Source organism: Streptomyces sp. AP-93, assembly GCF_022808175.1.
Lineage (GTDB): Bacteria > Actinomycetota > Actinomycetes > Streptomycetales > Streptomycetaceae > Streptomyces.
The window spans coordinates 16,872-40,788 of the sequence record NZ_JALGBX010000019.1 but is presented as its reverse complement, the minus strand read 5'-3'; the positions used below and the strand labels follow the sequence as shown (position 1 = coordinate 40,788).

Annotated in this window: 24 protein-coding genes, 1 tRNA gene and 3 pseudogenes; 18 read left to right on the top strand and 10 right to left on the bottom strand. The window is 72.3% G+C overall.

The features are described from left to right. Positions 1 to 3: 3 nt before the first annotated feature. Positions 4 to 381 carry a DUF4440 domain-containing protein gene (locus MTF69_RS27960; protein ID WP_279346371.1) on the bottom strand — a complete coding sequence of 126 codons (378 nt, stop codon included), beginning with the start codon at positions 379 to 381 and terminating at the stop codon, positions 4 to 6. Positions 382 to 1,373: 992 nt separating this feature from the next. Here MTF69_RS27960 and MTF69_RS27955 point away from each other — a divergent pair. From MTF69_RS27955 to MTF69_RS27930, 6 genes and pseudogenes are all read left to right on the top strand, one after another. After that, positions 1,374 to 2,218, top strand: a protein-coding gene (locus MTF69_RS27955; protein ID WP_374324050.1) for an IS5 family transposase whose coding sequence is annotated in 2 segments (ribosomal slippage) — positions 1,374 to 1,704 and positions 1,704 to 2,218 — 846 coding nt in all. Because the reading frame shifts where the segments join, the coding sequence is not laid out codon by codon here. Between the two features lie 250 nt (positions 2,219 to 2,468). Beyond that, positions 2,469 to 2,717 carry a hypothetical protein gene (locus MTF69_RS27950; protein ID WP_243338925.1) on the top strand — a complete coding sequence of 83 codons (249 nt, stop codon included), beginning with the start codon at positions 2,469 to 2,471 and terminating at the stop codon, positions 2,715 to 2,717. 353 nt (positions 2,718 to 3,070) lie between these two features. Further along, positions 3,071 to 3,310: pseudogene (locus MTF69_RS27945) on the top strand (transcriptional regulator); the annotation flags it as partial. A 166-nt stretch (positions 3,311 to 3,476) separates the two neighbouring features. Continuing rightward, positions 3,477 to 5,123: a penicillin-binding transpeptidase domain-containing protein gene (locus tag MTF69_RS27940; protein ID WP_243338924.1), complete on the top strand. Its 1,647-nt coding sequence runs from the start codon at positions 3,477 to 3,479 to the stop codon at positions 5,121 to 5,123. A gap of 134 nt (positions 5,124 to 5,257) precedes the next feature. Further along, positions 5,258 to 5,458, top strand: a complete 201-nt coding sequence (locus MTF69_RS27935) for a type II toxin-antitoxin system VapB family antitoxin (RefSeq protein ID WP_243339054.1) — start codon at positions 5,258 to 5,260, stop codon at positions 5,456 to 5,458. 67 nt (positions 5,459 to 5,525) lie between these two features. Next, positions 5,526 to 5,990: pseudogene (locus MTF69_RS27930) on the top strand (YbaK/EbsC family protein); the annotation flags it as partial. A gap of 233 nt (positions 5,991 to 6,223) precedes the next feature. On the opposite strand, the gene MTF69_RS27925 reads toward MTF69_RS27930, so the two are convergent. Further along, positions 6,224 to 6,664 (bottom strand): hypothetical protein, encoded by a 441-nt coding sequence (locus tag MTF69_RS27925; protein ID WP_243338923.1) that lies wholly within the window; start codon positions 6,662 to 6,664, stop codon positions 6,224 to 6,226. Between the two features lie 177 nt (positions 6,665 to 6,841). On the opposite strand from MTF69_RS27925, the pseudogene MTF69_RS27920 reads away from it, so the two are divergent. Both MTF69_RS27920 and MTF69_RS27915 read left to right on the top strand, forming a co-directional pair. Then, positions 6,842 to 7,057: pseudogene (locus tag MTF69_RS27920) on the top strand (transposase); the annotation flags it as partial. 70 nt (positions 7,058 to 7,127) lie between these two features. Further along, entirely contained in the window at positions 7,128 to 7,475 is a 348-nt protein-coding gene (locus MTF69_RS27915) for a hypothetical protein (RefSeq protein WP_243339074.1), read from the top strand. A gap of 184 nt (positions 7,476 to 7,659) precedes the next feature. Here MTF69_RS27915 and MTF69_RS27910 read toward each other — a convergent pair. Together MTF69_RS27910 and MTF69_RS27905 are read right to left on the bottom strand one after the other, a co-directional pair. Then, positions 7,660 to 7,744: transfer RNA gene (locus tag MTF69_RS27910), tRNA-Leu, on the bottom strand. Between the two features lie 166 nt (positions 7,745 to 7,910). Further along, a complete protein-coding gene (locus MTF69_RS27905; protein WP_243338922.1) occupies positions 7,911 to 8,372 on the bottom strand; it encodes a hypothetical protein in 462 nt (153 codons plus the stop codon). 131 nt (positions 8,373 to 8,503) lie between these two features. Here MTF69_RS27905 and MTF69_RS43050 point away from each other — a divergent pair, with 131 nt between their 5' ends. Beyond that, positions 8,504 to 8,638, top strand: a complete 135-nt coding sequence (locus MTF69_RS43050) for a hypothetical protein (protein WP_279346358.1) — start codon at positions 8,504 to 8,506, stop codon at positions 8,636 to 8,638. Then, positions 8,611 to 8,784, top strand: coding sequence for a hypothetical protein (locus tag MTF69_RS27900; protein ID WP_243338921.1), 174 nt, complete (start codon positions 8,611 to 8,613; stop codon positions 8,782 to 8,784). Before MTF69_RS43050 ends, MTF69_RS27900 begins: the two co-directional genes overlap by 28 nt. Here MTF69_RS27900 and MTF69_RS27895 read toward each other — a convergent pair. Continuing rightward, positions 8,771 to 9,712: a beta-ketoacyl-ACP synthase III gene (locus MTF69_RS27895; protein ID WP_243338920.1), complete on the bottom strand. Its 942-nt coding sequence runs from the start codon at positions 9,710 to 9,712 to the stop codon at positions 8,771 to 8,773. The two genes, MTF69_RS27900 and MTF69_RS27895, sit on opposite strands and share 14 nt — an antisense overlap. A gap of 204 nt (positions 9,713 to 9,916) precedes the next feature. Here MTF69_RS27895 and fdhD point away from each other — a divergent pair, with 204 nt between their 5' ends. Beyond that, entirely contained in the window at positions 9,917 to 10,750 is an 834-nt protein-coding gene (gene fdhD, locus MTF69_RS27890) for a formate dehydrogenase accessory sulfurtransferase FdhD (protein ID WP_243338919.1), read from the top strand. A gap of 88 nt (positions 10,751 to 10,838) precedes the next feature. On the opposite strand, the gene MTF69_RS27885 is transcribed toward fdhD, so the two are convergent. The 3 genes from MTF69_RS27885 to MTF69_RS27875 all read right to left on the bottom strand — a co-directional run bounded on the left by MTF69_RS27885 (position 10,839) and on the right by MTF69_RS27875 (position 12,844). Continuing rightward, a complete protein-coding gene (locus tag MTF69_RS27885) occupies positions 10,839 to 11,114 on the bottom strand; it encodes a hypothetical protein (RefSeq protein ID WP_243338918.1) in 276 nt (91 codons plus the stop codon). 119 nt (positions 11,115 to 11,233) lie between these two features. Continuing rightward, on the bottom strand, positions 11,234 to 11,665 hold the full coding sequence (locus MTF69_RS27880) for a (2Fe-2S) ferredoxin domain-containing protein (RefSeq protein ID WP_243338917.1): 432 nt from the start codon (positions 11,663 to 11,665) through the stop codon (positions 11,234 to 11,236). Between the two features lie 84 nt (positions 11,666 to 11,749). Next, entirely contained in the window at positions 11,750 to 12,844 is a 1,095-nt protein-coding gene (locus tag MTF69_RS27875) for a bile acid:sodium symporter family protein (protein WP_243339053.1), read from the bottom strand. 200 nt (positions 12,845 to 13,044) lie between these two features. Between MTF69_RS27875 and MTF69_RS27870 the strand changes: the two genes are divergently transcribed. From MTF69_RS27870 to MTF69_RS27840, 7 genes are all read left to right on the top strand, one after another. Further along, positions 13,045 to 13,896 (top strand): LysR substrate-binding domain-containing protein, encoded by an 852-nt coding sequence (locus MTF69_RS27870; protein WP_243338916.1) that lies wholly within the window; start codon positions 13,045 to 13,047, stop codon positions 13,894 to 13,896. Positions 13,897 to 14,091: 195 nt separating this feature from the next. After that, on the top strand, positions 14,092 to 15,918 hold the full coding sequence (locus MTF69_RS27865; RefSeq protein WP_243338915.1) for a long-chain fatty acid--CoA ligase: 1,827 nt from the start codon (positions 14,092 to 14,094) through the stop codon (positions 15,916 to 15,918). A gap of 131 nt (positions 15,919 to 16,049) precedes the next feature. Further along, positions 16,050 to 17,315: an ABC transporter substrate-binding protein gene (locus MTF69_RS27860; protein WP_243338914.1), complete on the top strand. Its 1,266-nt coding sequence runs from the start codon at positions 16,050 to 16,052 to the stop codon at positions 17,313 to 17,315. Between the two features lie 16 nt (positions 17,316 to 17,331). Continuing rightward, positions 17,332 to 20,328: an ATP-binding cassette domain-containing protein gene (locus MTF69_RS27855; RefSeq protein WP_243338913.1), complete on the top strand. Its 2,997-nt coding sequence runs from the start codon at positions 17,332 to 17,334 to the stop codon at positions 20,326 to 20,328. Beyond that, the gene (locus MTF69_RS27850; RefSeq protein WP_243338912.1) at positions 20,325 to 21,098 is read left to right on the top strand and encodes an ABC transporter ATP-binding protein; all 774 of its coding nucleotides are present in this window, start codon (positions 20,325 to 20,327) and stop codon (positions 21,096 to 21,098) included. Before MTF69_RS27855 ends, MTF69_RS27850 begins: the two co-directional genes overlap by 4 nt. Positions 21,099 to 21,280: 182 nt before the next feature. Continuing rightward, the gene (locus tag MTF69_RS27845; protein ID WP_308401463.1) at positions 21,281 to 22,129 is read left to right on the top strand and encodes an aldo/keto reductase; all 849 of its coding nucleotides are present in this window, start codon (positions 21,281 to 21,283) and stop codon (positions 22,127 to 22,129) included. Between the two features lie 8 nt (positions 22,130 to 22,137). Next, positions 22,138 to 22,566 carry an RICIN domain-containing protein gene (locus MTF69_RS27840; RefSeq protein WP_243338911.1) on the top strand — a complete coding sequence of 143 codons (429 nt, stop codon included), beginning with the start codon at positions 22,138 to 22,140 and terminating at the stop codon, positions 22,564 to 22,566. 63 nt (positions 22,567 to 22,629) lie between these two features. Here the strand turns inward: MTF69_RS27840 and MTF69_RS27835 are convergent, their stop codons facing one another. Next, positions 22,630 to 23,394 (bottom strand): class I SAM-dependent methyltransferase, encoded by a 765-nt coding sequence (locus MTF69_RS27835; RefSeq protein WP_243338910.1) that lies wholly within the window; start codon positions 23,392 to 23,394, stop codon positions 22,630 to 22,632. A 17-nt stretch (positions 23,395 to 23,411) separates the two neighbouring features. Next, on the bottom strand, positions 23,412 to 23,717 hold the full coding sequence (locus MTF69_RS27830) for a 4a-hydroxytetrahydrobiopterin dehydratase (protein WP_243338909.1): 306 nt from the start codon (positions 23,715 to 23,717) through the stop codon (positions 23,412 to 23,414). Positions 23,718 to 23,917: the final 200 nt, after the last annotated feature.

Sequence of the window (23,917 nt, the reverse complement as noted above, 5' to 3'; positions counted from 1 at the left end):
GTCCTACGGGGCGACGTCGTCCCAGGCCATCGCGCTCATCCGCCAGCCGCCGGGCGTCCGGACGTACTGGGTGGTCTTGTGGCCGGTGCCCTCGAACCACACTCCGTCGAGGTATCCGGACTTGCGGTACTCGCTGAACCGGTGCGCGACCGAACCGAAGACCTCGGTCCGCTCGGCGACCTCCCATTCGCGGAACTCCGTGAGCGTCCCGTCGGTGAGGATCTTCTCCCGGGGCTCGATGAAGCCGTCGAGGTCGTAGATCACGGGCTCGGCCCCGACGTTCTTGATGATCATCCCCTGGGGGATGAACACCTCGCGGACGGCGCCCAGATCCGGCCGCCCGCCTCCGGCATTGGTGAACGCCCCGAGGAAGATGCTCATCAACCGGTCCAGCTCGGCCTTGACTTCGGACACGCGTACCCTCCCGAGGGCGAAGATTCCCGGCCGATCTTCGCTTACCCCCGGCACCAGGGCAATGGCCCGGGCGGTCGCACCACGGGCCGGCGCCGCTCCCCCGACCGCGTGGCGGTCGGATCCCGGGCGCGAGGGCGCGTCCTACTGGCAGGCGCGGACACAGAATGCGCTGACCAGCGGACTCACAGCTCAGCTGAGGCGCCAGTTCCCAGATGGTTCAAGATCGCTTCCCACTCTGCTGCTCAGGGCCTCGCCATACCGGGCCTGGGGCGGATGGCATGCGAAAAGGCAGATGCCGTGCCTTGCGGCGAACGGCCTCGAACTGACCTGCTGCAACCATCGCCTTGAGGGAACGTCGCACCCCGGTCAGGGACGGGAGTGCAAACGCCTCCTGGACCTCCTTGGCGCGCCAGAGCCGGTGCGGCTCCTGGGCCATCAGGAGCAGGACGTTCCCAGCGTCCAGCTCCTCGGCGGATTCGTTGGGCGCGGGGTCCGACAGGGTCTCCTGCCGGGACTCTCGGATGGCAGGGTGTCCGAAAGGCTCGGCCGCTAGCTCTTGCCACAGCTCTGCGATCTGCTCAATCTCGCGAGCAGCTTCGAGGAGGGTGTCGTAGCGAAGTGCCGTGGCAGTGGCCCGGTCACGCCGACGGCTCCACTGCGCCTTCATAGATCCGAGGTCGGCTAGAAGAGGTGAGGTCGGTCCTTGATCTGAACTCGCAACGCGCCCGACGCTGGCGCCATCAGTCAGGTCATCCAAGGTAGCGGCTGCACAGTCCCTCGAATCGGTGACTCCGACCCGCGTTCACCACTGCCCACAATGGTCTCGCCTCCCCAGGCTGCGCCTTGCGGGGAGAATCGTGCGGAGGCTTCAAAGGTCCAACATCCCCGTCTGGCCGATGTTGGCCGGCGGGCATGCCCCTAGGCCGTTTCCTTCAGATCATCGGATCGTTGGTTGATGTATGTCGTTGACTGATGCCCAGTCGGCGCGCATAGAGCCGTTGCTGCCGGACCGCACGCCGAAGCGGGGCGGGCAGTGGAGGGACCACCGGCAGGTGATCGACGCGATCGCGTTCAAGTACCGCACCGGGACGCCGTGGATGGACCTGCCCGAGCACTTCGGGTCGTGGAAGGGCGCCCACAACCGGCTGCGAATGTGGGCCGCGGACGGGACGTGGGAGAAGGTGTTCACCGCCCTGCTCGCCCGGGCCGACGCCGAGGGCGACCTCGACTGGGTCGTCGCGGTCGACTCCACGATCGTCCGTGCCCACCAGCACGCCGCCGGGGCCCGTGAAAAGGGGCCCCGGCCGGCGAGCCGGCCGACCATGCCCTCGGGCGCTCCCGCGGCGGGCTGACCACGAAGATCCACCTCGCGACTGACGGCCGCTGCCGGCCCCTCGCCTTCGTTCTCACGCCGGGACAGGCCGGTGACGCGCCCGCATTCGAGCAGGTCATGGCCCGGTTACGGGTGCCCCGACGGACTGGCCGACCCAGGGTCACACCGGACGTGGTCCTGGCGGACAGGGCGTATTCGTCCCGGGCGATCCGCCGTCATCTGCGGCGGCGTGGGATCCGGGCGGTGATCCCGCAGCCCGCCGACCAGGCCGCCAACCGCAAACGGCTCGGAAGCCGCGGCGGACGTCCGCCGGCCTTCGACCGCGAGGCCTACAAGCAGCGCAACACCGTCGAACGCCGCATCAACAAGCTCAAGCAGTGGCGCGGCCCGGCCACCCGCTACGACAAGACCGCCACCATCTACCCCGCCGGCCTCCACCTCGCCGCCATCTTCATCTGGTCAGCGAGGTGATCCGAAAGAAACGGCCTAGAGGTCACCGCCGCCCAGGTCGGCTACTGGGCGGCCCGGGACGCCGACCAGGACACCACCGACGAACAGGCCGCCGCAGGCCTCGGCCTGAGCCCGCGCGCGGCCCGTACCCTGCTGGAGCGCTTCGGCCGCCTCACCCCCTACAGCTGAACCCCCGGCCCCGGCCGAACTGAATCCCGGCCCCGGCCGGAGCGCCCGTTACAGAGCAGCCGAGAGGCGGGCGGAGGCCGCCGTGGGCCTCGTCCGCTTCTGGGCTGAGGACAACGCGACCGCCCGGGAGTTCCCCGGGGCCGAATGGACTGTGGACGAAGAGGCACAGCTGTACGGAGTCGTCGCCGGCGAGGAGGACGCGCAGGCCTGGGCCGACTACCTCGGCATCGACCTCGCCCGCACCCGGGCGGGCACCCTCACCGGCCACCAGGTCTACACCCCCGAAGGCCCCTTCGGGCCCGCGGTCTTGGTGACCTTGACCAGCAGGTAGCACCCTCGCGTCCGCCAGGCCCCGCAGCTCCAGTCCGGCCCGTCCGCTCAGCGGCCTCGCGGCCCGGCCTCCGGGACCGGTGTCCGGCCCGACGTGGCCAGCCGCAGAGGGTGGGGTGGTCGGTGTCCGGCTGGGTCCTCTCTGGTGGGAGGCGGACCCCGGCTCGGGTGATTGTCGGTATGGAACCGGTGGTTGGCCCGGCCGGTCCCTTCGGTCCCTGAGGAAGGGCCGGGCTGGTTGTGGGAGCCGGGCCGCGGGGTAGTGCGCCCTGGCGCCCGGTTTCGTTGCCCCGTCTGCTGTCCGCGGCCGGTTCGGGGCCTGCCGGGCCGGTGTTCGGGGTGCGTGTGTCCTACCGGGCCCGAGTACGACACCGGGCCACCCTGGCTGAGCGGCAGTTGGAGATCTGCCATCTGGAGACCGCCTGCGCCACCTGGCACCAGGCGCTGGACGACTTCCCCATGGTGCAGTCGGGGCGTGCGGACGAGCGGGTCCGGGCCGTGTTCGGTCTGCTGCGTCCGCACCGGAAGAACGCCGCCGCCCGGGAGCTGTACGGGCGGGCGCGGACGGTCGCTTCGCAGCTTGAGTCCGCGTAAGGCACGAATCGGTGTGCGTTCCGGTCGGGTAACGATCGGTTCTGGCGGTTCAGGGGTGACATACGGCCCCGTAGAGTGCATACGTATCTATGTCTTGAACATGTTCAAGCGAACATCGTTCGTACGCCGGGTCGTCCGTACGGGGCTCTTGGGGAGGGGCTGCACCATGCGCAGGGGAGTGAAGACCGCCTTCGTCGGCGGCGTGTTCGTCCTGGTGGCGGGCGGGGTGGGGTTCGCGGGCTACGAGATGCTGGGCGGGGACTCGGACGGTGCGGGCCTCGGTGGCGCGGACGCCGCGCCGCTGAACGCGTCCGGGTCCGGGGAGGTTACGGCCGAGGAGGTCGAGCGGACATCGCGGGACTTCCTGGCGGCGTGGGCCCGCGGGGACGCGGACGCGGCGGGGACGCTGACCGACGACCCGGCGGCGGCCGCGGAGGCGCTGCGCGGCTTCCGGGAGACCGGGCATGTGGAGAACGCCGTGGTCACGCCGGGCGCGGCGAGCGGCGCCACGGTGCCGTACACGGTGAAGGCGACCATCAGTTTTGAGGGGCACGAGAAGGAGCTGGCGTACGCCTCGGAGCTGACCGTGGTGCGGGGCAAGAGCAGTGGGCGGGCGCTGGTGGACTGGCGGCCGGCGGTGCTGCACCCGAAGCTGATCGAGGGCGCGACCCTGCGGACCGGTGAGGCGAAGAGGGGCTCGATCCAGGCGCTGGACCGCGAGGGCCGGGAGCTGACCGCCGAGAAGTACCCGTCGCTGGCCCCCGTGCTGGACACCCTGCGTACCCGGTACGCGGACGGGGCCGCAGGCGAGCCCGGCGTCGAGACCTGGATCGAGCCGGCCGACGCCGACGCGCCGAACCGGACGCTGCTCACCCTCGCCAAGGGAAAGACGAAGAAGGTCCAGACGACGCTGGACGCCGACGTACAGGCCGCCGCCGAGCGGGCGGTGAAGAAGTACGACCGGGCCTCGGTGGTCGCCGTCCGGCCCAGCACCGGCGAGATCAGCGCGGTCGCCAACAGCCCGGCCGGCGGGTTCAACGTGGCGATGGAGGGGGCGCAGGCCCCCGGCTCCACGATGAAGGTCGTGACCGCGGCGATGATGCTGGAGCACGGCCTGGTCGGCGGACCGACCTCCCCGGTCGAGTGTCCGAAGGAGGTGACCTGGTCGGGCACGACCTTCCACAACAACAAGAACTTCTCCATCGCGAACGGCACCTTCCGGGACAGCTTCCGCCGCTCCTGCAACACCTTCTTCATGAAGGCGCTGGGCCCGCTGAACGCCAAGGGCGTGGAGGACACCGCCCTGAGCCAGACGGCCCGCAAGTACTTCGGCCTGGGCGGGGTGTGGTCCATCGGGATCGTCTCCACCGACGCCGGCATCCCGGTCTCGAAGGGCCCCGAGACGGCCGCCTCCTACATCGGCCAGGGCAAGGTCACCATGAACGCCCTCAGCGTCGCCTCCCTCTCGGCGACCGTGAAAAACGGCGCGTTCCGCCAGCCGGTGATCGTGCCCAGGGCGATGATCAAGGGCGAGCTGACCACCGCCCAGCCGCTGCCCGGGAACATGGCCGCCACCCTGCGCAGCGTGATGGGCGCCGCCGCGACCGACGGCACCGCCGCCAAGGCGATGTCCGCGGTCAGCGGCGACAAGGGAGCCAAGACCGGGTCGGCCGAGGTCGATGGGCAGAGCGACTCCAACAGCTGGTTCACCGGCTACGCGGACGACCTGGCCGCCGGCTCGGTCGTCCAGTCCGGCGGCTACGGCAGCGGGCCGGCGGGCGACGTCGTCGCGTCCGTGCTGAACGCACGGTAGGGCGGAGACGGTCCGGTCGGCAGCGCGGAGACGGCCGGACGGGCCGAGGCGCACGATACGGCGGCGGAGGCTGTCGACGCCGTGGCCAGTCTCGTACCAGTACGTCCACACGGGGCCGACCGAGGGGGACAGCCATAACCAAGGTCAGTGTCAACCTGGACGCGGAGCTGGTGGTGGAGGTGATGGTGCTCGCCGGCATCGGGTCTCCTCAGGACGCTGTCGAGGCGGTCGTCCGCGACTACATCGCCCGCGGCCATCGCACCGAGGCGCGGGCCGACTCGGCCGCGCGCAGCCCGCACGCGGCGGACGCGCCCCCGCCGGAGCCGCAGGGCTGAGCGCCGGCGGGCGGCCCGTGGGGACGTGGTTCGCGTGGCCGGGAGGGCTGACGTCAGCGTGCGGGATATGAGCGACATCGACCCCGTGAACGGAAACGGAACCCGGACTCGAACCGACGACGACGCAGGCGCCGCGCATCCGCGGTTCGCGGAGGCACTGGGGGCGCTGGGGCTGGCGGACGTGGGGGTGGTCCGGTTCCCGGACTCCACGCGTACCGCCGCGGAGGCGGCCGCGGCGGTGGGCTGCGACGTCTCCGAGATCGTCAAGTCCCTGGTGTTCGCGGTGGACGGCGAGCCGGTGCTGGTCCTCATGGACGGCTCCTCGCGGGTGGACACCGAGCGGGTGCGCCAAGAGCTCGGCGCCACCGCCGTGACCAGAGCTGACGCGGCGCTGGTACGGGAGGCCACCGGGTACGCCATCGGCGGCGTCTCGCCCTTCGGGCACCGCACGCGCACCCGGGTGCTGGCCGACCACGCGCTGCTCGCCCACCCGGTGGTGTGGGCCGCGGCCGGCACCCCGCACTCGGTGTTCCACCGACCTGGAGCGGGTCTGTCCATCAGATTCTCGGTGTCCATGCCCCCACCGACCCGGCCGCCCACGTACGGTTCACGGCCGACACCTGGCGGCGCCCCGCCCCGAAGCCGAGCCCACACCGGGGCCGCTTCCACATCGTCCGACAGGACAGCACCCACGAGACGCAGGCGGTCCTGATCCCCGGGGCCCGGTACAGGTTGGCGCTGTCCAACGACCGTGCGGCCCCGGCGTTACGTTGCGGCCGGCTCCGGCACTTCGAGAGCTTCGGCCACCCTGCGGGCCATCGCGGCCACCTGCGGCGGCAGATAGCTGTCCAGCGAGTCGACGTCCTCGCACAGCCGCGCCCTCAGCCCGTGCAGGCACGCCTCGGTGAACAGCTTCTGCGGGTCCTCCTGCGGGCCTGCGGACCGGAGCTCCTGCTGCCCAACCTGGAGGTAGCTCTGCAGCGTGTCGGCGGCCATGCCGGTGCGCTCGCAGTACGCGGCGATCAGCAGGGCCACCATGTTCATGGTGTCGGCCGCGTCCGTGGCCCGGCACAGCGTCATCCGCTTCCAGGTGTGTGCCTGGTCGGGCTCGGTGTACCGCAGCACCTCCTGGCAGTTCTGCACGCCCTCGGAAACCAGCTGGTGGATCGCCCGGCGCAGCGGCTCGGGCATCGGGGTGGAGTCCATGGCCGCACGGTAGGGGGAATGTGCGTGCCGGCACCGGAGTTGCGGCCTCTAGTCACCCGGACGGACCAGGCTCCATCGCGGCCGCGATCGGCGCTCTTGACGCCGGTAACTCAGCGCGGGACGGTCAGGTGGGCAACTAGGCCGTTTCCTTCCGATCATCGGATCGTTGGGTGATGTGTGTCGCTGACTGACGCCCAGTGGGCCCGCATCGAGCCCTTGCTTCCGGACCGGACGCCTCGGCGTGGAGGTCGGTGGCAGGATCACCGGCAGGTGATCGACGCGATTGCGTTCAAGTACCGCACCGGGACGCCGTGGATGGATCTGCCCGAGCGCTTCGGGTCGTGGAAGGGCGCCCACAACCGGCTGCGGATGTGGGCCGCGGACGGCACCTGGGAGAAGGTCTTCACCGCCCTGCTCGCCCAGGCCGACGCCGAAGGAGACCTCGACTGGGTCGTCGCGGTCGATGATCGACAAGACCACGTGGCGCGCACGTGTCAACACCCGCGCCGCCTTCCGCCTACGTCCCAAAGCCGCCCCCGATCACCGCGGCGCACGCCGGATGCTCTGCCCCGCCGCAGGCACCCACCCCACCGTCGCGTGCCCCATCAAGCGCCGCAGCCTTGGACGCGACGAACGCAGCCGCACCCGCCGCATCCGCAAAATCGCCGCGCAGTCCCTCCTCCTCGCCTTCCAGATCGCCCACGCCAACGAGCGCAAGACCGAAAGCTGGCTCGCCACCCTCCCACTCGACGGCCAACCCGCCCGCCGCCGCCCCTCCAACCGCCACGCGCTCAGGAACCCCCGGAACTGAACGCCTCAGGGATACCTCCCCGACAGCTGATCCACCCCACCCCCCACACCCCGCCTGACCAGGAAAAATAGATCTGGCCCCCTGCGACTCGCAGGGGGCCAGATCACGTTCACGCACAACAATAGGGCCGGTCAAAACGACATTCCGTCGCTTTGACCGGCCCTATTTGGTCGGTTGACCTCTGTGTCCGAGGGGGGACTTGAACCCCCACGCCCGATAAAGGGCACTAGCACCTCAAGCTAGCGCGTCTGCCATTCCGCCACCCGGACTAGGTGGTCGGCCCCGGTTTCCCGCGGCGACATGGACAACAATAGCAAAGGTTCGGCGGGGTTCCGACCAGGTATTTCACCCGGCCCGAGTCCGACGCGCCGCGCTGACCTGCGGGCATGTCCGGGCCGGGCGCGCGGGCCCGGTCGAGACGTCGCGTCTCGCGGCCTAGGGCGCGGCGTTGGCGCGCTCGCCCGCCACCAGGTCGTCCTTGTGCTGCCAGGCGTAGAAGGTGTCACCGTCCATGTAGCCGTAGTACGTGCCGCAGCTCAGGCTCGCCTTGCCCTGGGCGTCCTTCGGGAACCAGTCCGCCCGGAGCTGTATCGCCTTGGCCTGCGAGGCCGGTACCGCCTCGCAGCGGGCCGGGGGCTTGCCGCCCGGGAGGGTCGCCTTCAGCAGGCGCTCGCCGCCCGTGGTCTTCATCGAGTACGAGACCGACTTCGCGTCGTCCGCCAGCCAGCGCGGGACGGACGGGCGGTCGGCCTTCGCCTCGGCGCCCGTCGCGTAGGAGTTCGTCTGCTGGTGCCGGTTCGCGAGCCAGTCGTTCGCGGCCGGCACGGCGACCGCCGCGGCGATCCCGAGGGCGGCGACGACCCCGGCAGTGATCAGGACGACCCTTTTGCGCCTCATGTGGTGCGTGCTCCTCTTGCCATCGGTTTGTGTCGTTCCATCCTCCGGCGCGTCGCTCGTCGATCCATCAGCCCGACGGGCGGGATCGGCGTACCTCTCAGGTCGCACGGCGAAGCGCCGAGGACTCCCGGATGCTGATGGGTGCCGCCCTGCTGGGCATCGCCGCCTTCTCGGCGGGCGTGAAGAAGGGCATCGGGCACCTGGGCGACCAGCGGTGGTGCCCGTACTGGCGGCGGGCATGCGGATCGGCGCGGCCTGGGAACTGACCGCGCTGGTTCTGGTGCTCGTGGCCACGCCGACCGCGGAGGCCCGCGGCACCGTCCCCGTCGTGGGCCGGACCGCGGCCGGGCCCACGGCCGAACCCACGACGGGGACCGCCGCGGGCTCGGGCCCGGGTGTTACGGGCAGCTGATGACCTGGCCGGCGTAGGAGAGGTTGCCGCCGAAGCCGAAGAGGAGGACGGGCGCCCCGGAGGGGATCTCGCCGCGCTCGACCAGCTTGGACAGGGCCATCGGGATGGAGGCGGCCGAGGTGTTGCCGGAGTCGACCACATCGCGGGCGACGACGGCGTTGACGGCGCCGATCTTCGCGGCCAGCGGCTCGATGATCCGCAGGTTCGCCTGGTGGAGGACGACCGCGGCCAGGTCCTCGGGGGTGATCCCGGCCTTCTCGCAGACCTTGCGGGCGAGCGGGGGGAGCTGGCTGGTGGTCCAGCGGTAGACGGACTGGCCCTCCTGGGCGAAGACCGGCGGCGATCCCTCGATGCGGACCGCGTTGCCCATCGAGGGGACCGAACCCCACAGGACCGGGCCGATGCCGGGCTCCTCGCAGGCCTCGACCACGGCCGCGCCGGCGCCGTCACCGGTCAGGACACAGGTGGTGCGGTCGCTCCAGTCGGTGATCTCGGTCATCTTGTCGGCCCCGATGACCAGCGCCCGGGTGGCGGCGCCGGCCCGGATCGCGTGGTCGGCGGTGGCCAGGGCGTGGGTGAAGCCCGAGCAGACGACGTTGATGTCCATCACGGCGGGGCTGGAGCCCATCCCGAGCTTGGCCGCGACGCGGGCGGCCATGTTGGGGGAACGGTCGATCGCGGTGGAGGTGGCGACGAGGACGAGGTCGATGTCGTCCGGGGTCAGACCGGCGCTCGCGAGCGCCTTGCCCGCGGCCTGGTAGGCCAGCTCGTCGACCGGCTCGTCGGGTCCGGCCATGTGCCGGGTCTTGATCCCGACGCGGGAGCGGATCCACTCGTCGTTGGTGTCCACCATGGCGGCGAGGTCCTCGTTGGTGATCACCTTCGAGGGTTGGTAGTGCCCTAGCGCCACCACGCGTGAACCGGTCATGGGCGGGGTCCCCCCTTGTAAGGCAGTCAGGATTTACCAGCTTTGCCTGCTACTGATGGGTACAAGGGCGCGTGACCCGACAGGATTCAGTGCCCGGAATTTGGAGCTTCCCGAGGGTCCTCCAGCCGGGGAGGGGCCCGGAGCCGATCCTGGAGAATGGGTGTTCCAGGCGTACGGCAAGAACAGAACGGGTGGGCTGATCACATGGGACGGGTCACCGAACGCCGTCGCGTCGTCCGGATCCGGGGCGGCGTGGCGGGGGCCCGGGCGGACACGCTGGTCACCGAAGAGCCGCTGGAGATACGGCTGAACGGCAAGCCGCTGGCCATCACGATGCGCACCCCGGGTGACGACTTCGCGCTGGCCGTGGGCTTCCTGGCCAGCGAGGGAGTGCTCGCCTCGGCCTCGGACATCCGGGCCGTGACCTACTGCGAGGGCGCCGCCGAGGACGGAACGAACACCTACAACGTGGTGAACGTCCAGCTCGCCGCCGGAGTTCCGGTGCCGGACATCACGCTGGAGCGGAACGTCTACACCACCTCCTCGTGCGGCCTGTGCGGGAAGGCCAGCCTGGACGCGGTGCGGACCGCGACCCGGTTCCCGGGGCTCGCGGACGATCCCGTACGGGTGAGCGCGCGGGTCCTCGGGGAGCTGCCGGACCGGCTGCGCGCGGAGCAGAAGGTCTTCGAGCGCACGGGCGCCCTGCACGGCGCCGGGCTGTTCTCGGCGGGGGGCGAGCTGATCGACGTACGGGAGGACGTGGGCCGGCACAACGCGGTGGACAAGATCGTCGGGCGGGCGCTGCAAGCCGGGCGGCTGCCGCTGGCGGGCGCGGTGCTGCTGGTGTCGGGGCGGGCTTCCTTCGAGCTGGCGCAGAAGGCCGTGATGGCGGGCATCCCCGTGCTGGCGGCCGTATCCGCTCCGTCGTCGCTCGCGGTGGACCTGGCGCTGGAGTCGGGGCTGACGCTGGTCGGGTTCCTGCGGGGCGGGGACATGAACATCTACGCGGGCGAGGAACGGATCGACCTGACGGCGTGAGCCGCGGGTGCGGGCCTGCCCCGCGGGGCGGGGTCCGCGGGGCAGGGGTGGGGCGGTCACTCGCGACCCCGCCTCTGCCCCGCACCGGTCACTTGCCGGCCATGACCCCCGCACCGGTGTGCTCGGTGCCCGCCGGGGCCTCGATGGTCTGGCTGTACGCGTTCTCCTTCGACGCGGGCCGGACCTTCTCGGCGGCCACGTGCGGGGTGCCCGGCGGGGCCTCGATCGTCCGGCTGTACGAGGAGTCTCCGCTGCCGTCGGCGGTGCCGCCTCCGTTGTCCGCGGCGTGGGCGGCACCGCCGAGGGCGAGCGTGCCGAGCAGGGCGGCGGCGGAGACGGCGGCGATGCGCTTGTTGAGCTTCATGGGGGGGCTCCTTGTGGTTCGGGGTTGTTCGGCTGACACCCAGAACCTAGAAGAACCGGACATTTCCTCGCTCTAACGTCTTCCGCCCCCGCACCCCCGCCGTCCTTACGCCGACCCGATCAGCGCTTGCGGCGGCCGCGTCGGGAGGCGGGCTCGGCCGGCTTCGGATCCGGGGGGTCGATGCGGTGGAGATCGAGGGTGGCGGGGAGCGGGGCGGCCCCGGGGCCGCCCGCTTCGGCCCAGGCGATGACCTCGTCGGTGGCGGTGTCGTCCAGGGCCCAGCCGAACCAGACCGCGCGGGCGCCCCGGCGGCGGGCCTCCGTGGTGGGCTGGACCACGATGACGTTGGCCTGCGCGCAGGGGCCGAGGCAGTCGCTCGTACGGACGGCCAGCCGCCCGTCGGAGGCCGCCGCGGCCTCGAGCAGCCGGGCGAGCTGTCCCGCGTGGTCGGTGCCGGGGTTCTTGCGGGGGTCGCCGCAGCAGCAGCCCCGGCAGACCACCAGGGTGCAGGGGCGCGGGGCGTGGGCGGAGAGCGGGCGTATCCAGGTCACCGCCGCACGTTACCGGGCCTGCGGGACCGGGTGTTGGGGGGTGTGCGAGACCTCCGCCACATGCCCGGCGGCGAGTTCGGGCCGCTACGTGGCGTGCGTGGCCTGCGGGTTCGGCGTGGCGCGCGGGTCCTGCGGGTTCGGCGTGGCGTGCGGGTCCTGTGGAGCCTGCTGGTCCTGCGGGTTCTGTGGAGCCTGCTGCTCCTGCGGAGCCCGGGGGTCGCGCGCGCGGCGGCGGGCCAGTATCGCGCAGACCATCAGCTGCATCTGGTGGAAGAGCATCAGCGGCAGCACGGCGAGGCTCGCCTGGGCGCCGAACAGCACGCTGGCCATGGGGAGTCCGGCGGCCAGGCTCTTCTTCGACCCCGCGAACTGGATGGCGATCCGGTCCTCGCGGGTGAAGCCGAGGCGCTTGGCCCCGTACCAGGTGGCGGCCAGCATCACGGCGAGGATGACCGCCTCCACGGCCATCAGCCCGCCGAGTCGCGGCAGGCTGACCTGGCGCCAGATCCCGGCAACCATGCCCGCGCTGAAGGCGGTGTAGACGACGAGCAGGATCGAGCCGCGGTCGACGCGGCCGAGGACTGATCTGTTGCGGACGAGGAAGCCGCCGACCCAGGGGCGCAGGGCCTGGCCGAGGAGGAAGGGCAGGAGCAGCTGGAGGACGATCTTCAGCAGCGAGTCGGGAGAGAAGCCGCCCGCGCTGTTGCCGAGCAGGCCGGCGGCGAGGAGGGGCGTCAGGAAGATGCCGATGAGGCTGGAGAAGGAGCCCGCGCAGATCGCGGCGGGGACGTTGCCGCGGGCGATCGAGGTGAAGGCGATGGAGGACTGGATGGTGGAGGGCACCAGGCAGAGGAAGAGCAGGCCGCTGTAGAGGGGCGGCGTGAGGACGGTGGGGACCAGGGCGTGCGCGGCGAGGCCCAGGAGGGGGAAGAGGAGGAAGGTGGAGGCGAGCACGGTGAGGTGGAGCCGCCAGTGGCGCATGCCGTCGAGGGCTTCGCGGGTGGAGAGCCGGGCGCCGTAGAGGAAGAAGAGCAGGGCCACCGCCGCGGTGGAGGCGGCCTCGGCCACGGAGGCGGCCGCGCCGCGGGCGGGCAGCAGGGCGGCGAGGCCGACGGTGGCGAGCAGACCCGTGATGAACGGGTCCACGGGGAGCCGGGCGGGGAGGTGCGGGCGGCGCATGCGGATGCTCACTTGCTGAGGTCGGCGGGAGGGCGGGGCGGGCGGGCCGGCGGGGCCGGGCGGGGCGGGTGCGACGGTGTGGCGTGGTGCGGGTCAGAGCCCCTTTCATCTCATCTTCGGGGTACGACGGTGATCGGGAAACCCGTACACCGCTCTCACTGTCATCACGGAACGTGATGAGCGGGAGTAGGGTGGGCGGCGTGTACGACTCCGTTCAGCTGCGCACCTTCCTCACCGTCGCCCAGACCCTGAGCTTCACGCAGGCCGCCGCCCGGCTCGGCGTCCGCCAGTCCACCGTCAGCCAGCACGTGCGCCGGCTGGAGGAGGCCACGGGCCGGCCCCTCTTCCTGCGCGACACACACAGCGTGGAACTCACCGAGGACGGCGAGGCGCTGCTCGGTTTCGCCCGCTCGATCCTGGAGACGAACGAGCGCGCGGCGGCCTTCTTCGCGGGGACGCGGATCCGGGGCCGGCTGCGCTTCGGCGCCTCGGAGGACTTCGTGCTGACCCGGCTGCCGGAGATCCTGGAGGCCTTCCGACACGAGCACCCCGAGGTGGAGCTGGAGCTGTCCGTGGAGCTGTCGGGGACCCTGCACGAGCGGCTGGACGCGGGGCGGCTGGACCTCGTACTCGCCAAGCGGCGCGGGGACGGCGACGAGCGGGGCCGGCTGGTGTGGCGGGACCGGATGGTGTGGATCGGGGCGGAGGGGCTGCGGGTGGACCCGGACCGGCCGGTGCCGCTGATCGTCTTCCCGCCGCCGGGGATCACGCGGGCGCGGGCGCTGGACGTCTTGCAGGCGGACGGGCGGCCGTGGCGGATCGCCTGTACGAGCGGCAGCCTGAGCGGCCTGATCGCGGCGGCGCGGGCGGGGCTGGGCGTGATGGCCCATACGCGCGGACTGATCCCGCCGGGGCTGGTCCGGGTGGGCGGCCTGCCGGACCTCGGGACGGTGGAGTTCGCACTGCTGCGGGGTGCCCGCGGCTCCGCCGCGGCGGAGGCCCTGGCCGCGGCGATCCTGTCGGGCGCGGACCGGCTGACGCGCGCCGCGTAGGGGGCGGGGCCCGCACAGCCGGAGCCGAAGCCGAAGCAGAGCCCCCGGGGGGCCTCTCCGTGGTCACTGCCCGGGGCACGCCCAGGGCACGCCCCGGGCACGCCGCTGGGGAGGTCTTGTGGAGGTCTTCCTTCCCTGATCACCCTCGGGTAGGCGTGGGATAGCGTCGCCGCGCCGTACGGAGAGGAGCGGGCCTTGCACGAGATCACCGTCCCGCCGGTCGTCACGGGCTCACCCGTCGGCGGTCTGGCCGATGCCGTCTTCCTGCACGCGCGCGAGGACCCCGGCCGGGTCGTGCTCGGCCGCAAGTCGGGCGGGGTCTGGGGGGACGTGACCTCGGGCGAGCTGGCCTCCGAGGTGCTCGGGCTCGCCAAGGGGCTGCTGGCGCAGGGCATCCGCTTCGGGGACCGGGTCGCGATCATGTCCCGTACCCGGTACGAGTGGACGCTCTTCGACTTCGCCCTGTGGGCGATCGGCGCCCAGCCGGTGCCCGTCTATCCCTCGTCCTCCGCCGAGCAGGTGCACTGGATCCTCTACGACGCCGAGTGCACGGCCTGTGTGGTGGAGGACGAGGACCAGGCCATGACCGTCGGGTCGGTGATCGAGCGGCTGCCGATGCTGCGCCGGCTGTGGCAGCTGGACGCGGGCGCCGTGGACGGGCTCGTCGCGGACGGGCTCCAGGTCGCCGAGGACGTCGTGCACCGCCACCGGAGCGCCGTGACGCCCGACGCGACGGCCACCGTCATCTACACCTCGGGGACCACGGGCCGTCCCAAGGGCTGTGTGCTGACCCACGGCAATTTCATGTTCGAGGCCGACACGATGGTGACCCGGTGGGAGTCCGTCTTCCAGGCCGGGCCCGGCGAGCAGCCGTCCACCCTGCTGTTCCTGCCGCTCGCCCACGTCTTCGGGCGGATGGTGGAGGTGGCGGCCGTCCGCGCCCGGGTGAAGCTCGGGCACCAGCCGGTGCTGGCGGCGGCCGAGCTGCTGCCGGACCTCGCCGCGTTCCGGCCGACGTTCGTGCTCGGGGTGCCGTACGTCTTCGAGAAGGTCTTCGCCGCCGCCCGCCGCAAGGCCGAGACAGAGGGCCGGACGGGGCCCTTCGACCGGGCGGTGGAGACGGCCGTACGGTACGCGGAGGCGCGCGAGCAGAAGGCCTTCGGCGCCGGGCCCGGGCCCTCGGCGAAGCTGCGCATGGAGCACCAGCTCTTCGAGAAGCTGGTGTACGGGAAGGTCCGCGAGGCGCTGGGCGGCCGGGTGCGGTACGCCATGTCGGGCGGTTCCGCGATGTCGCGCCGGCTGGGGCTGTTCTTCGACGGCGCCGGGGTGACGGTCTTCGAGGGCTACGGGCTCACCGAGTCCTGCGCGGCGGCCACCGCGAACCCGCCCGGGGCCACCAAGTACGGCACCGTCGGGCGGCCGATCCCCGGCGGTACGGTGCACATCGCCGAGGACGGGGAGATCTGGCTGTACGGCGCCCACGTCTTCTCCGGGTACCTGAACGACCCGCAGGCCACGGAGGCCGTCCTGCGGGACGGCTGGCTGGCCACGGGGGACCTGGGGCGTCTCGACGCGGACGGGTACCTCACGATCACGGGGCGCAAGAAGGAGATCCTGGTGACCTCCAACGGCAAGAGCGTCGCCCCGGCCGCCCTGGAGGAGCGGGTCCGCTCGCACCCGCTCGTCTCCCAGTGCGTCCTGGTGGGCAACGACCGGCCGTACATCGCGGCCCTGCTCACCCTGGACATGGAGGGGGTCGCGCACTGGATGGCGATGCGCGGCCGCCCCCGGGTGCCGACGGCGGCGGAGCTGGTGCTCGACCCCGATCTGGCGGCGGAGGTCCGGCGGTCGGTGGTGGCGGCGAACACCCTGGTCTCCCAGGCCGAGTCGATCCGCACGTTCCGCATCCTGGGCGAGCAGTTCACCGAGGAGCGGGGGCTGCTGACGCCCTCGCTGAAGCTGAAGCGGCGGGCCATAGAGAAGGCCTATGCCAAGGAGGTGGCGGCCCTCTACCAGTCCTGACGGCCGCGCGGCGCGATCACCCCAACGTCCGAACCGTTACCTGACGGGGCGTCACTTTACTCGTCGTTGATATTGACGATGCGTCAGGTCACGCACAGAATTCGGGGATTCCGACCGGAGGGGATCCACACATGTTGCGACCGATCCGCACCCTGGCCGCCGCGGCGGCAGCGCTCGCGCTCGTCTCCGCCTGCAACTCCGCCTCCAACGGCGCCTCCACCGACAAGCCGGGAGTAGCCGGCGGCAACTCCCGCGGGGTGACCGCCGACTCGATCAAAGTCGGCGGCATCGTGTCGATGACCAGCGCCAGCGGCTACAGCAAGAAGGCCACCGACCTCGGGGCGAAGGCCCGCTACATGAGGGCCAACGCCGAGGGCGGGATCAACGGCCTCAAGATCGACTACATCGGCGCCGAGGACGACGGGCAGGACCCCGCCAAGAACCTGGCCGCGGCCCGCAAACTCGTCCAGCAGGACAAGGTCTTCGCGGTCTCCCCCATGAGCTCGGTCACCTTCACCGGCGCCGACTTCCTGGAGCAGGAGAAGGTACCCACCTTCGGCTGGGGCACGCTCCCCTCCTTCTGCGGGCCCAAGTACATCTACGGGTTCAACGGCTGCCTCGTCCCCACCCCCGGCGGCACCATCAACCAGACCTGGCCCGAGGGCATCGGCCAGATCCTCGGCGGCGCCGCGGGCAAGTCGGTCGCGATCATCGCCAACGACAGCGACGCCGGAAAGTTCGGCGTGCGCACCTTCCAGCAGGGCTTCACCAGCGCCGGGTTCAAGGTCTCCTACGCCAAGGCCTCGGTGCCCGGCACCGCCGTGCCGAGCGACTGGTCGGCGTACGTCAAGGAGATCCTCGAAAGCAACGGCGGCAAGGCCCCGGACGCGGTCGTCTCCGTCATGCAGACCCCCAACAACATCGGGCTGTTCACCTCGCTCAAGCGCAGCGGGTACAAGGGCCTGCTCTCCGACCCGACCGACTACGACCCGGGTCTGCTCGCCCAGGACGCCACCAAGCAGGCCCTCGACGGCGTGCACGTCCTGCTCCAGTTCGAGCCGTTCGAGTCGACGAGCCCGAAGATGGCCCAGTTCAAGGCCGACATCAAGGCCGCGTCGGGCGGGCTGGACGTGCCGCTCAACATGCACATGATGACCGGGTACATGTCGGCCGACCTGTTCGTGTCCATCGCGCAGAAGGCGGGCAAGGGCCTGACCGTCGAGTCCTTCCAGGCCGCCGCGCAGGGCTTCTCCGACACCGGCACCCTCGTCGGCAACCGCGCGGAGCCCAAGGGCCAGAAGGACAGCTTCGGCTGCGGGGCGCTCGTACAGCTGAAGAACGGCGCGTACGAGGTCTCCGTACCGTTCAAGTGCTACGAGCCCATCCCCTTCAAGTAGGGGTACGGGAAACGGAATGGGAGATCTGCTCGCCTTCGTACTGAGCGGTCTGGTGTCCGGCGCCCTGTACGCACTGCTGGCCACCGGGCTGGTGCTGTCGTACTCGGCGTCCGGGCTGTTCAACTTCGCGCACGGGGCCACCGCCTACCTGTCTGCGCTCACCTTCTACGAACTGCACTCCGGGCTCGGCTGGCCGGCCGTCCCGGCGGCGCTGCTGGTGGTCCTCGTCCTGGCCCCCGGGCTCGGGTGGGCGCTGGACCGGCTGATGTTCCGGCGGCTCGCGCAGGTCGGCGAGACGGCGCAGATCGTGGCCACCATCGGTCTGCTGGTGGCCCTGCCGGCGGCCGGGCTGTGGACGGTGGAGCTCCTGACCGACGCGGGGGCGCCGCTCAAGCCGGCGGAGAACCAGTTCGGGCTGCCGGGCGTGGGGCCGAGCCCCGCCACGTCCTGGCAGCTCACCGCCGACGTGGGCATCGACTCCGACCAGCTGATCACCTGGGTGGCCACGGCCCTGGTGGCGGTCGCCCTGTGGGTGCTGATGCGGCACACCCGGCTGGGGCTGCGGCTGCGGGCCGCCGTCGACAACCGCTCGCTCACCGAGCTGCGCGGGATCGACGCCGACCGGCTGTCCTCGGTGGCGTGGATGATCGCGTCGGGGCTGGCCGGGCTGGCGGGGGTCCTGGCGACGCCGCTGCTCGGGCTGTCCGCGCACGATTTCACGCTGTTCCTGTTCGTGTCGGCCACCGCGGCCGTGATCGGGCGGTTCGCCTCCGTACCGCTCGCCTTCGCGGGCGGGCTGGGGCTCGGGGTCCTGCAGAACCTGGTCGTCGGCTACGCGTCCTTCGCCGACTCCATCACCGGCTTCAGGACGGCCGTGCCCTTCCTGATCCTCTTCGGGGGGCTGCTGGTGCTCACCCGGCGGGCCCGGGCGGCCGGGACCGCCGCTGTGGACGTGGCCTCGCCGGACCATCTGGCCGGGGCCCCGTGGGTACGGCGCTGGGGGGTGTGGGCGGTGGGCGGTGTCCTGCTGGGCGCCTCCTTCTACACCGTGACCACCCCCTTCTGGAGCGGGCTCCTCGCCCAAGGGCTCGCGCTGGCCCTGGTGTTCATGTCCTTCACCGTGGTCACCGGGCTCGGCGCGATGGTGTCCCTGGCCCAGGGCACCTTCGTGACCGGGGCCGCGCTGGTGGCGGGACTGCTGATGAGCCGCGGGTGGCCGTTCATCGCGGCGCTGGCGGTCGGCACGTGCGTGGCCGCCGTCCTGGGAGCCCTGGTCGCCCTGCCCGCGCTACGGCTCGGCGGGCGCTCCCTGGCGCTGGCTACGCTGGCCCTGGCCTTCCTGGCGGACCAGGTGCTGTTCCAGATCCGGTGGCTGCGCAACGGGGACTCCGGCTGGTCGATCCCGCGCCCGGTCATCGGGCCGGTGGACCTCTCCGACGACCGGGCGCTGGGGGTGGCGCTGGTCCTCCTGGTCGCAGCGGTCGCCGCCGGGCTGAGCGCGCTGCGGGGCTCCCCCTCGGGCCGGGCGATCCTCGCTGTACGGTCGGCTCCCGCGGCCGCGATGGCCTCCGGGGTGTCCGTGCTGCGGACGAAGCTGCTGCTGTTCACGCTGTCGGCGGGGCTGGCCGGCTTCGGGGGCGTCATGTACGCCTCGTACAACACCCGCATCACCGCTACGGACTTCACGGCGATGACCGGGCTGGTGTGGCTGGCGGTGGTCGTCGCGGCGGGTGTGCGCAGGCCGCAGTACGCGGTGGTGGCGGGGCTGGTCTTCGCCGTCGCTCCGCGGATCATGGCGGACTACGTGACGGAGTCGGCGCACCTGCCGGTGATCCTGTTCGGGCTCGCGGGGTTGGCCTTGGCCAACGATCCCGACGGGTATTGCGCGGCGGTGCCGGTGCGGTTGGCCCGCCGCCGGGCCGGAGCCTCGGCCGTGCCCGCAGCGCGGGGCACCGGCAAGGCCGAGGCCATCGCCGTTCCCGCGGCCGGGGCCGGGGCCGAGGCCATCGCCGTTCCCGCGGCCGGGGCCGGGGCCGAGCCCGGGGCCGGAGCCGGAGCCGTTCCCGCGGCCCGGGCTGGTGGCGGAGCCGGGGTGGGCCCTGCGGGGCTGTCCCCCACCCCGCCCCTTCCCGAAACCGGGCTCCGCCCGGACCCTTCGGGGGCTCCGCCCCCGGACCCCCGCTCCTCAAACGCCGGAGGGGCTGATCTGGTCGCCGGGGGCTGGGGCAGCGCCCCAGTTTCGGGAAGGGGTGGGGTGGGGGAACAGCCGCCCGCAGGGCAAACACCCGCAGCCGGGCTCACCCCGGCGCCACCGGCGGAGCCGCCCGCGCTGGAGCTGCGCGGCGTCACCGCCGGGTACGACGGGGGGCTCGTGCTGCACGGCGTGGACCTCGTCGTGCGGCGCGGCGAGATCCTTGCCGTGCTCGGGCCCAACGGGGCCGGGAAGAGCACCGCCTGCCGGGTCGCGGCCGGAGCGCTGCCGGTGACCCGCGGAGCCGTACTCGTCGACGGGCGCGACGCCACTCGCGACGGCGCCGTGGGCCGGTCCCGGGCGGGGGTGCTGCTCGCACCCGAGGGCCGGGGCATCTTCCCCTCGCTCAGCATCGAGGAGAACCTCGCCCTCTACCTGAGGGACGCCGACGAACGGGACGCCGTCTACGACCGGTTCCCCCGGCTGCGCGAGCGGCGCACCGTCTCCGCCGGGTCGTTGTCCGGCGGTGAACAGCAAATGCTGGCCCTCGCACCGCTGTTGCAGCGCCCGCCCGGGGTGCTGATCGCGGACGAGCCCTCCCTGGGGCTCGCCCCGCGCGTGGTGGACGAGGTGTACGGGCTGCTCATGGAGCTCCGCGCCGCGGGGACCGCGCTGCTGCTGGTGGAGGAGAAGGCGGCCGAGATCCTCGGGATCGCCGACACCGTCGCCTACCTCGCGCAGGGCCGGGTCTCCTGGTGCGGCCCGCGCTCCGAGGTGGAGGCGGACCGGCTGACCGAGGCCTACCTGGGGATGGCGACATGACGACGGACCCCTATGTGCTGGAGGCCCGCGGCGTCAGTGTCCGCTTCGGCGGGGTCAAGGCGCTGACCGGTGTGGACCTGGGGATCCGGGCCGGCGAGGTGTGCGGGCTGATCGGGCCGAACGGGGCCGGGAAGACCACCCTGTTCGACGTGCTGTCCGGGATCCGGCGGCCCGACCAGGGCCGGATGCTGCTCGACGGGGTGGACGTCACCCGGCGCTCCCCCGTCTGGCGGGCCCGGCACGGGATGCGCCGGACCTTCCAGCGCCAGCAGTTGTTCGGTCAGCTCAGCGTGGCCGACAACGTCCTCGTCGCGCAGGAGTGGCGGGGCGGGGGCGGCGGTCTCGCCGCCGATCTGGTCGCCTCGCCCGCCCGGCGCCGCCGGGAGCGGGAGCGGCGGGAGCGGGCCGCGCAGGTGCTGGCCGACTGCGGCATCGGCGCGCTCGGGGACTCGTACGCCGGCGGTCTTCCGGTGGGGCGGGCCCGGATGGTCGAGCTGGCCCGCGCCGTGGCCGATCCGCCCCGGGTGCTGCTCCTGGACGAGCCCGCGTCGGGCATGTCCGCGCCCGAACGCGAGCAGCTCGCGGCGGTCGTGCGCCGGCTCGCCGGGGAGGAGGGCTGCGCGGTGCTGCTCGTCGAGCACAACGTGGCCTTCGTGATGGACCTCTGCACCCGGGTGGTCGTCCTGGACCTGGGCACCGTGCTCGCCGAGGGCACGGCCGCCGAGGTACGGGCCAACGCGCTGGTCCGGGAGGCCTACCTGGGGGCGTAGCGCCGGGTGCCCGTTCCCGCCGTACGGATTCACCCGTACGGCGGGAATAGGCCACGCCGGGGGCCGGTTGTCGCCGGTCGTACGGGCCTGCGCGCCGGCCTCCGTACGGCAGTCAGCGCGAGTCAGTACGAATCAGCACGAGTCAGCACCCGCACCAGCGACGACCAGAGGGAACGACCGACGTGAATCAGGTCCCCGGCATCAAGCTCAACAACGGCACGCTCATGCCCCAGCTCGGCTACGGCGTCTGGCAGGTTCCGGACGCCGAGGCGGAGCAGGCCGTCCGGACGGCTCTGGAGGCGGGCTACCGCAGCATCGACACCGCTGCCGTCTACGGCAACGAGGAGGGCACCGGCAAGGCCATCGCCTCCGCCGGGGTGCCGCGCGAGGAGCTCTTCGTCACCACCAAGCTGTGGAACGGGAAGTCCGAGACGTGGGGCCGGGACAACGTGCTGCGCGAGTTCGACGCCTCGCTCGCCAAGCTGGGCCTCGACGAGATCGACCTGTACCTGATCCACTGGCCGCGCCCGATGCGCGACGACTTCCTGACCATCTGGAAGACCTTCGAGGAGATCGCGCAGAGCGGCCGCGCCAAGGCAGTCGGCGTGTCCAACTTCCGCCCCGCCGACCTGGAGCGGCTCGGCGCCGAGAGCTCCCTGGTCCCGGCCGTGAACCAGATCGAGCTGCACCCGCTCCTCCCCCAGACCGAGCTGCGCGCCCTGCACGCGCGCCTGGGCATCGCCACCGAGGCCTGGTCCCCGCTCGGCCAGGGCAAGGAGCTGCTCACCCTGCCCGCCGTCACCGCGATCGCCGTCAAGCACGGCCGCTCGGCCGCGCAGGTGGTCCTGCGCTGGCACCTCCAGCTGGGCAACGTCGTGATCCCGAAGTCGGTCACCCCGGCGCGGATCAGGGAGAACCTGGACGTCTTCGGCTTCGCGCTGGACGCCGGGGACATCGCCGCGCTGGACGCGCTCGGCGCGGGTGGGGCGGGCCGCCGGATCGGTCCCGACCCGGCCGAGTTCGACTACTGAGCCCACCGATGACGGAGACGAAGGCGCCCGACGGCGTGTACCTGATCCGCAATGCCGGGAGCGGGCTGCTGCTCCAGGTCGAGAGCGGCAACCGGGTCTGCGTCGGGCCGGACGGCGAGCCGGCCGCGGCCCGGCGGTGGGAGATCACCCCGGTGCACAGCGGCGGCGGGATCTTCCACCTGGTCAGCGTCCACAACGGCAAGCGGCTCGATGTCGCGAACGCGTCGACCGAGAGCGGCACCCGGATCCAGGTGTGGAAGGCGAACGCCTTCGGGGCGCAGGAGTGGGTCGTGGAGGAGCACCTCGACGACCCCGGCGTGGTCTCGCTGATCGCCGCCATCAGCGGTCTGCCGCTGGAGGCGGACGCGGAGGGCCGGGCCCGGCAGTGCGAGGACACCGATTCCCCGGCGCAGTGGTGGCGCCTGGAGCCCGCCTGAGGCGGGGGCGGGGGCAAGGGGCAGCGGCCCGCCGCCCCTTGCCCCCGCCCCTTGCCCCGCCCGTCAGGCCCGTACGAAGCCGCGCAGCCGGTACGTCGGCTCCGCGCGCGGGGTGTCCGGTCCGGGCAGGAGTTCCAGCCGGCCGGCGAGCTCGCGCGGGGTGATGCCGCGCGGGTGGACCCGGGAGGCGTACCGCCCGGCGAGCAGCGCTTCGGCGGCCCCGCGCGGGGTGCGGCCCTGGCCGTGGCCGGTGAAGAGGGCTTCGCCGGCGGGGTACAGACCCACCGCGGCCGCGTGGCCGGTGACGGCCCGGGCGGAGTCGGCGGGGGTCGCGGTGAGGTGCTCGGCGAGCACCGCGTCGATGTCGCTGCCCACGTCGTGGGCGGCGTCCTTGTCGACGGTGGTGACGAACGTCCCGCCGGGCCGCAGCACCCGCCCGGCCTCGGCGATCACGGCGGCCACCAGGCCCGGTGAGCGCAGCAGGTGCAGCAGCCAGACCGCGCTCACCGCGTCGAGCGAACCCGAGCGGAACGGGAGCCGCGCCCCGGAGGCGAGGACCACCGGGACCCCCCGGGAGCGCGCCATGGCGGCCATCCCGTACGAGGCGTCCGCGCCGAGGAGGCGCAGCCCCGGGCGGGCGGCGGCGATGCGGGTGGTGACGATGCCCGTGCCGCAGCCGAGGTCGAGCAGGGTCACGGCGGCCGGCGGGAGCAGGCCGAGGACCGCCGCGGCGGCGGCCTCGGCGCGCGGGGCCCCGCCGCGGGTGGCGTCGTAGGCCTCCGCTTCGGCGTCGTAGTCGAGGAGCGGTCTCGGCGCGGGCACGGGCATCGGTGGAGCTTTCGGCATCAGGCGGCGCCGTGGGAGGGGGCCAGGGATTCGACACGCTCGGCGAGGGTGAAGTCGGCGTCGGTGACTGCGTCTCCGGCATCGTGCGTGTTCACGGAGAGGCGGACGGTGTTGTAGCCGAGGGTGAGGTCGGAGTGATGGTTCAACTCCTCCTGTACTGCGGCGATATGGCTGACCAGTGCGCTCGCCGCGAAGTGGCTGGCCAGCCGGTAGGTGCGGACGATCCGGTCGTCTTCGAAGGCCCAGCCGGGGAGTTCCCGCAGCCGGTCCTCGATCTCCTTCTGCGAAAGCGGCTCTCTCGACATCCGCAGACTCCTTCCCCGTACACGACGTATGTGACGTACGCGATGTGCGCGACGTACGCGATGTGCGCAACGTGCGCGACGTACGCGACTGCCCGATTGACCTGACGTGGAGTCAAGGTTCCCACAGCCCGGGCCGTAGGGAAGGTTTCGCGCCATAGTGCGTGCGGGTGCTTCCGTGCCTTCCGTGACCACCGCGCCAC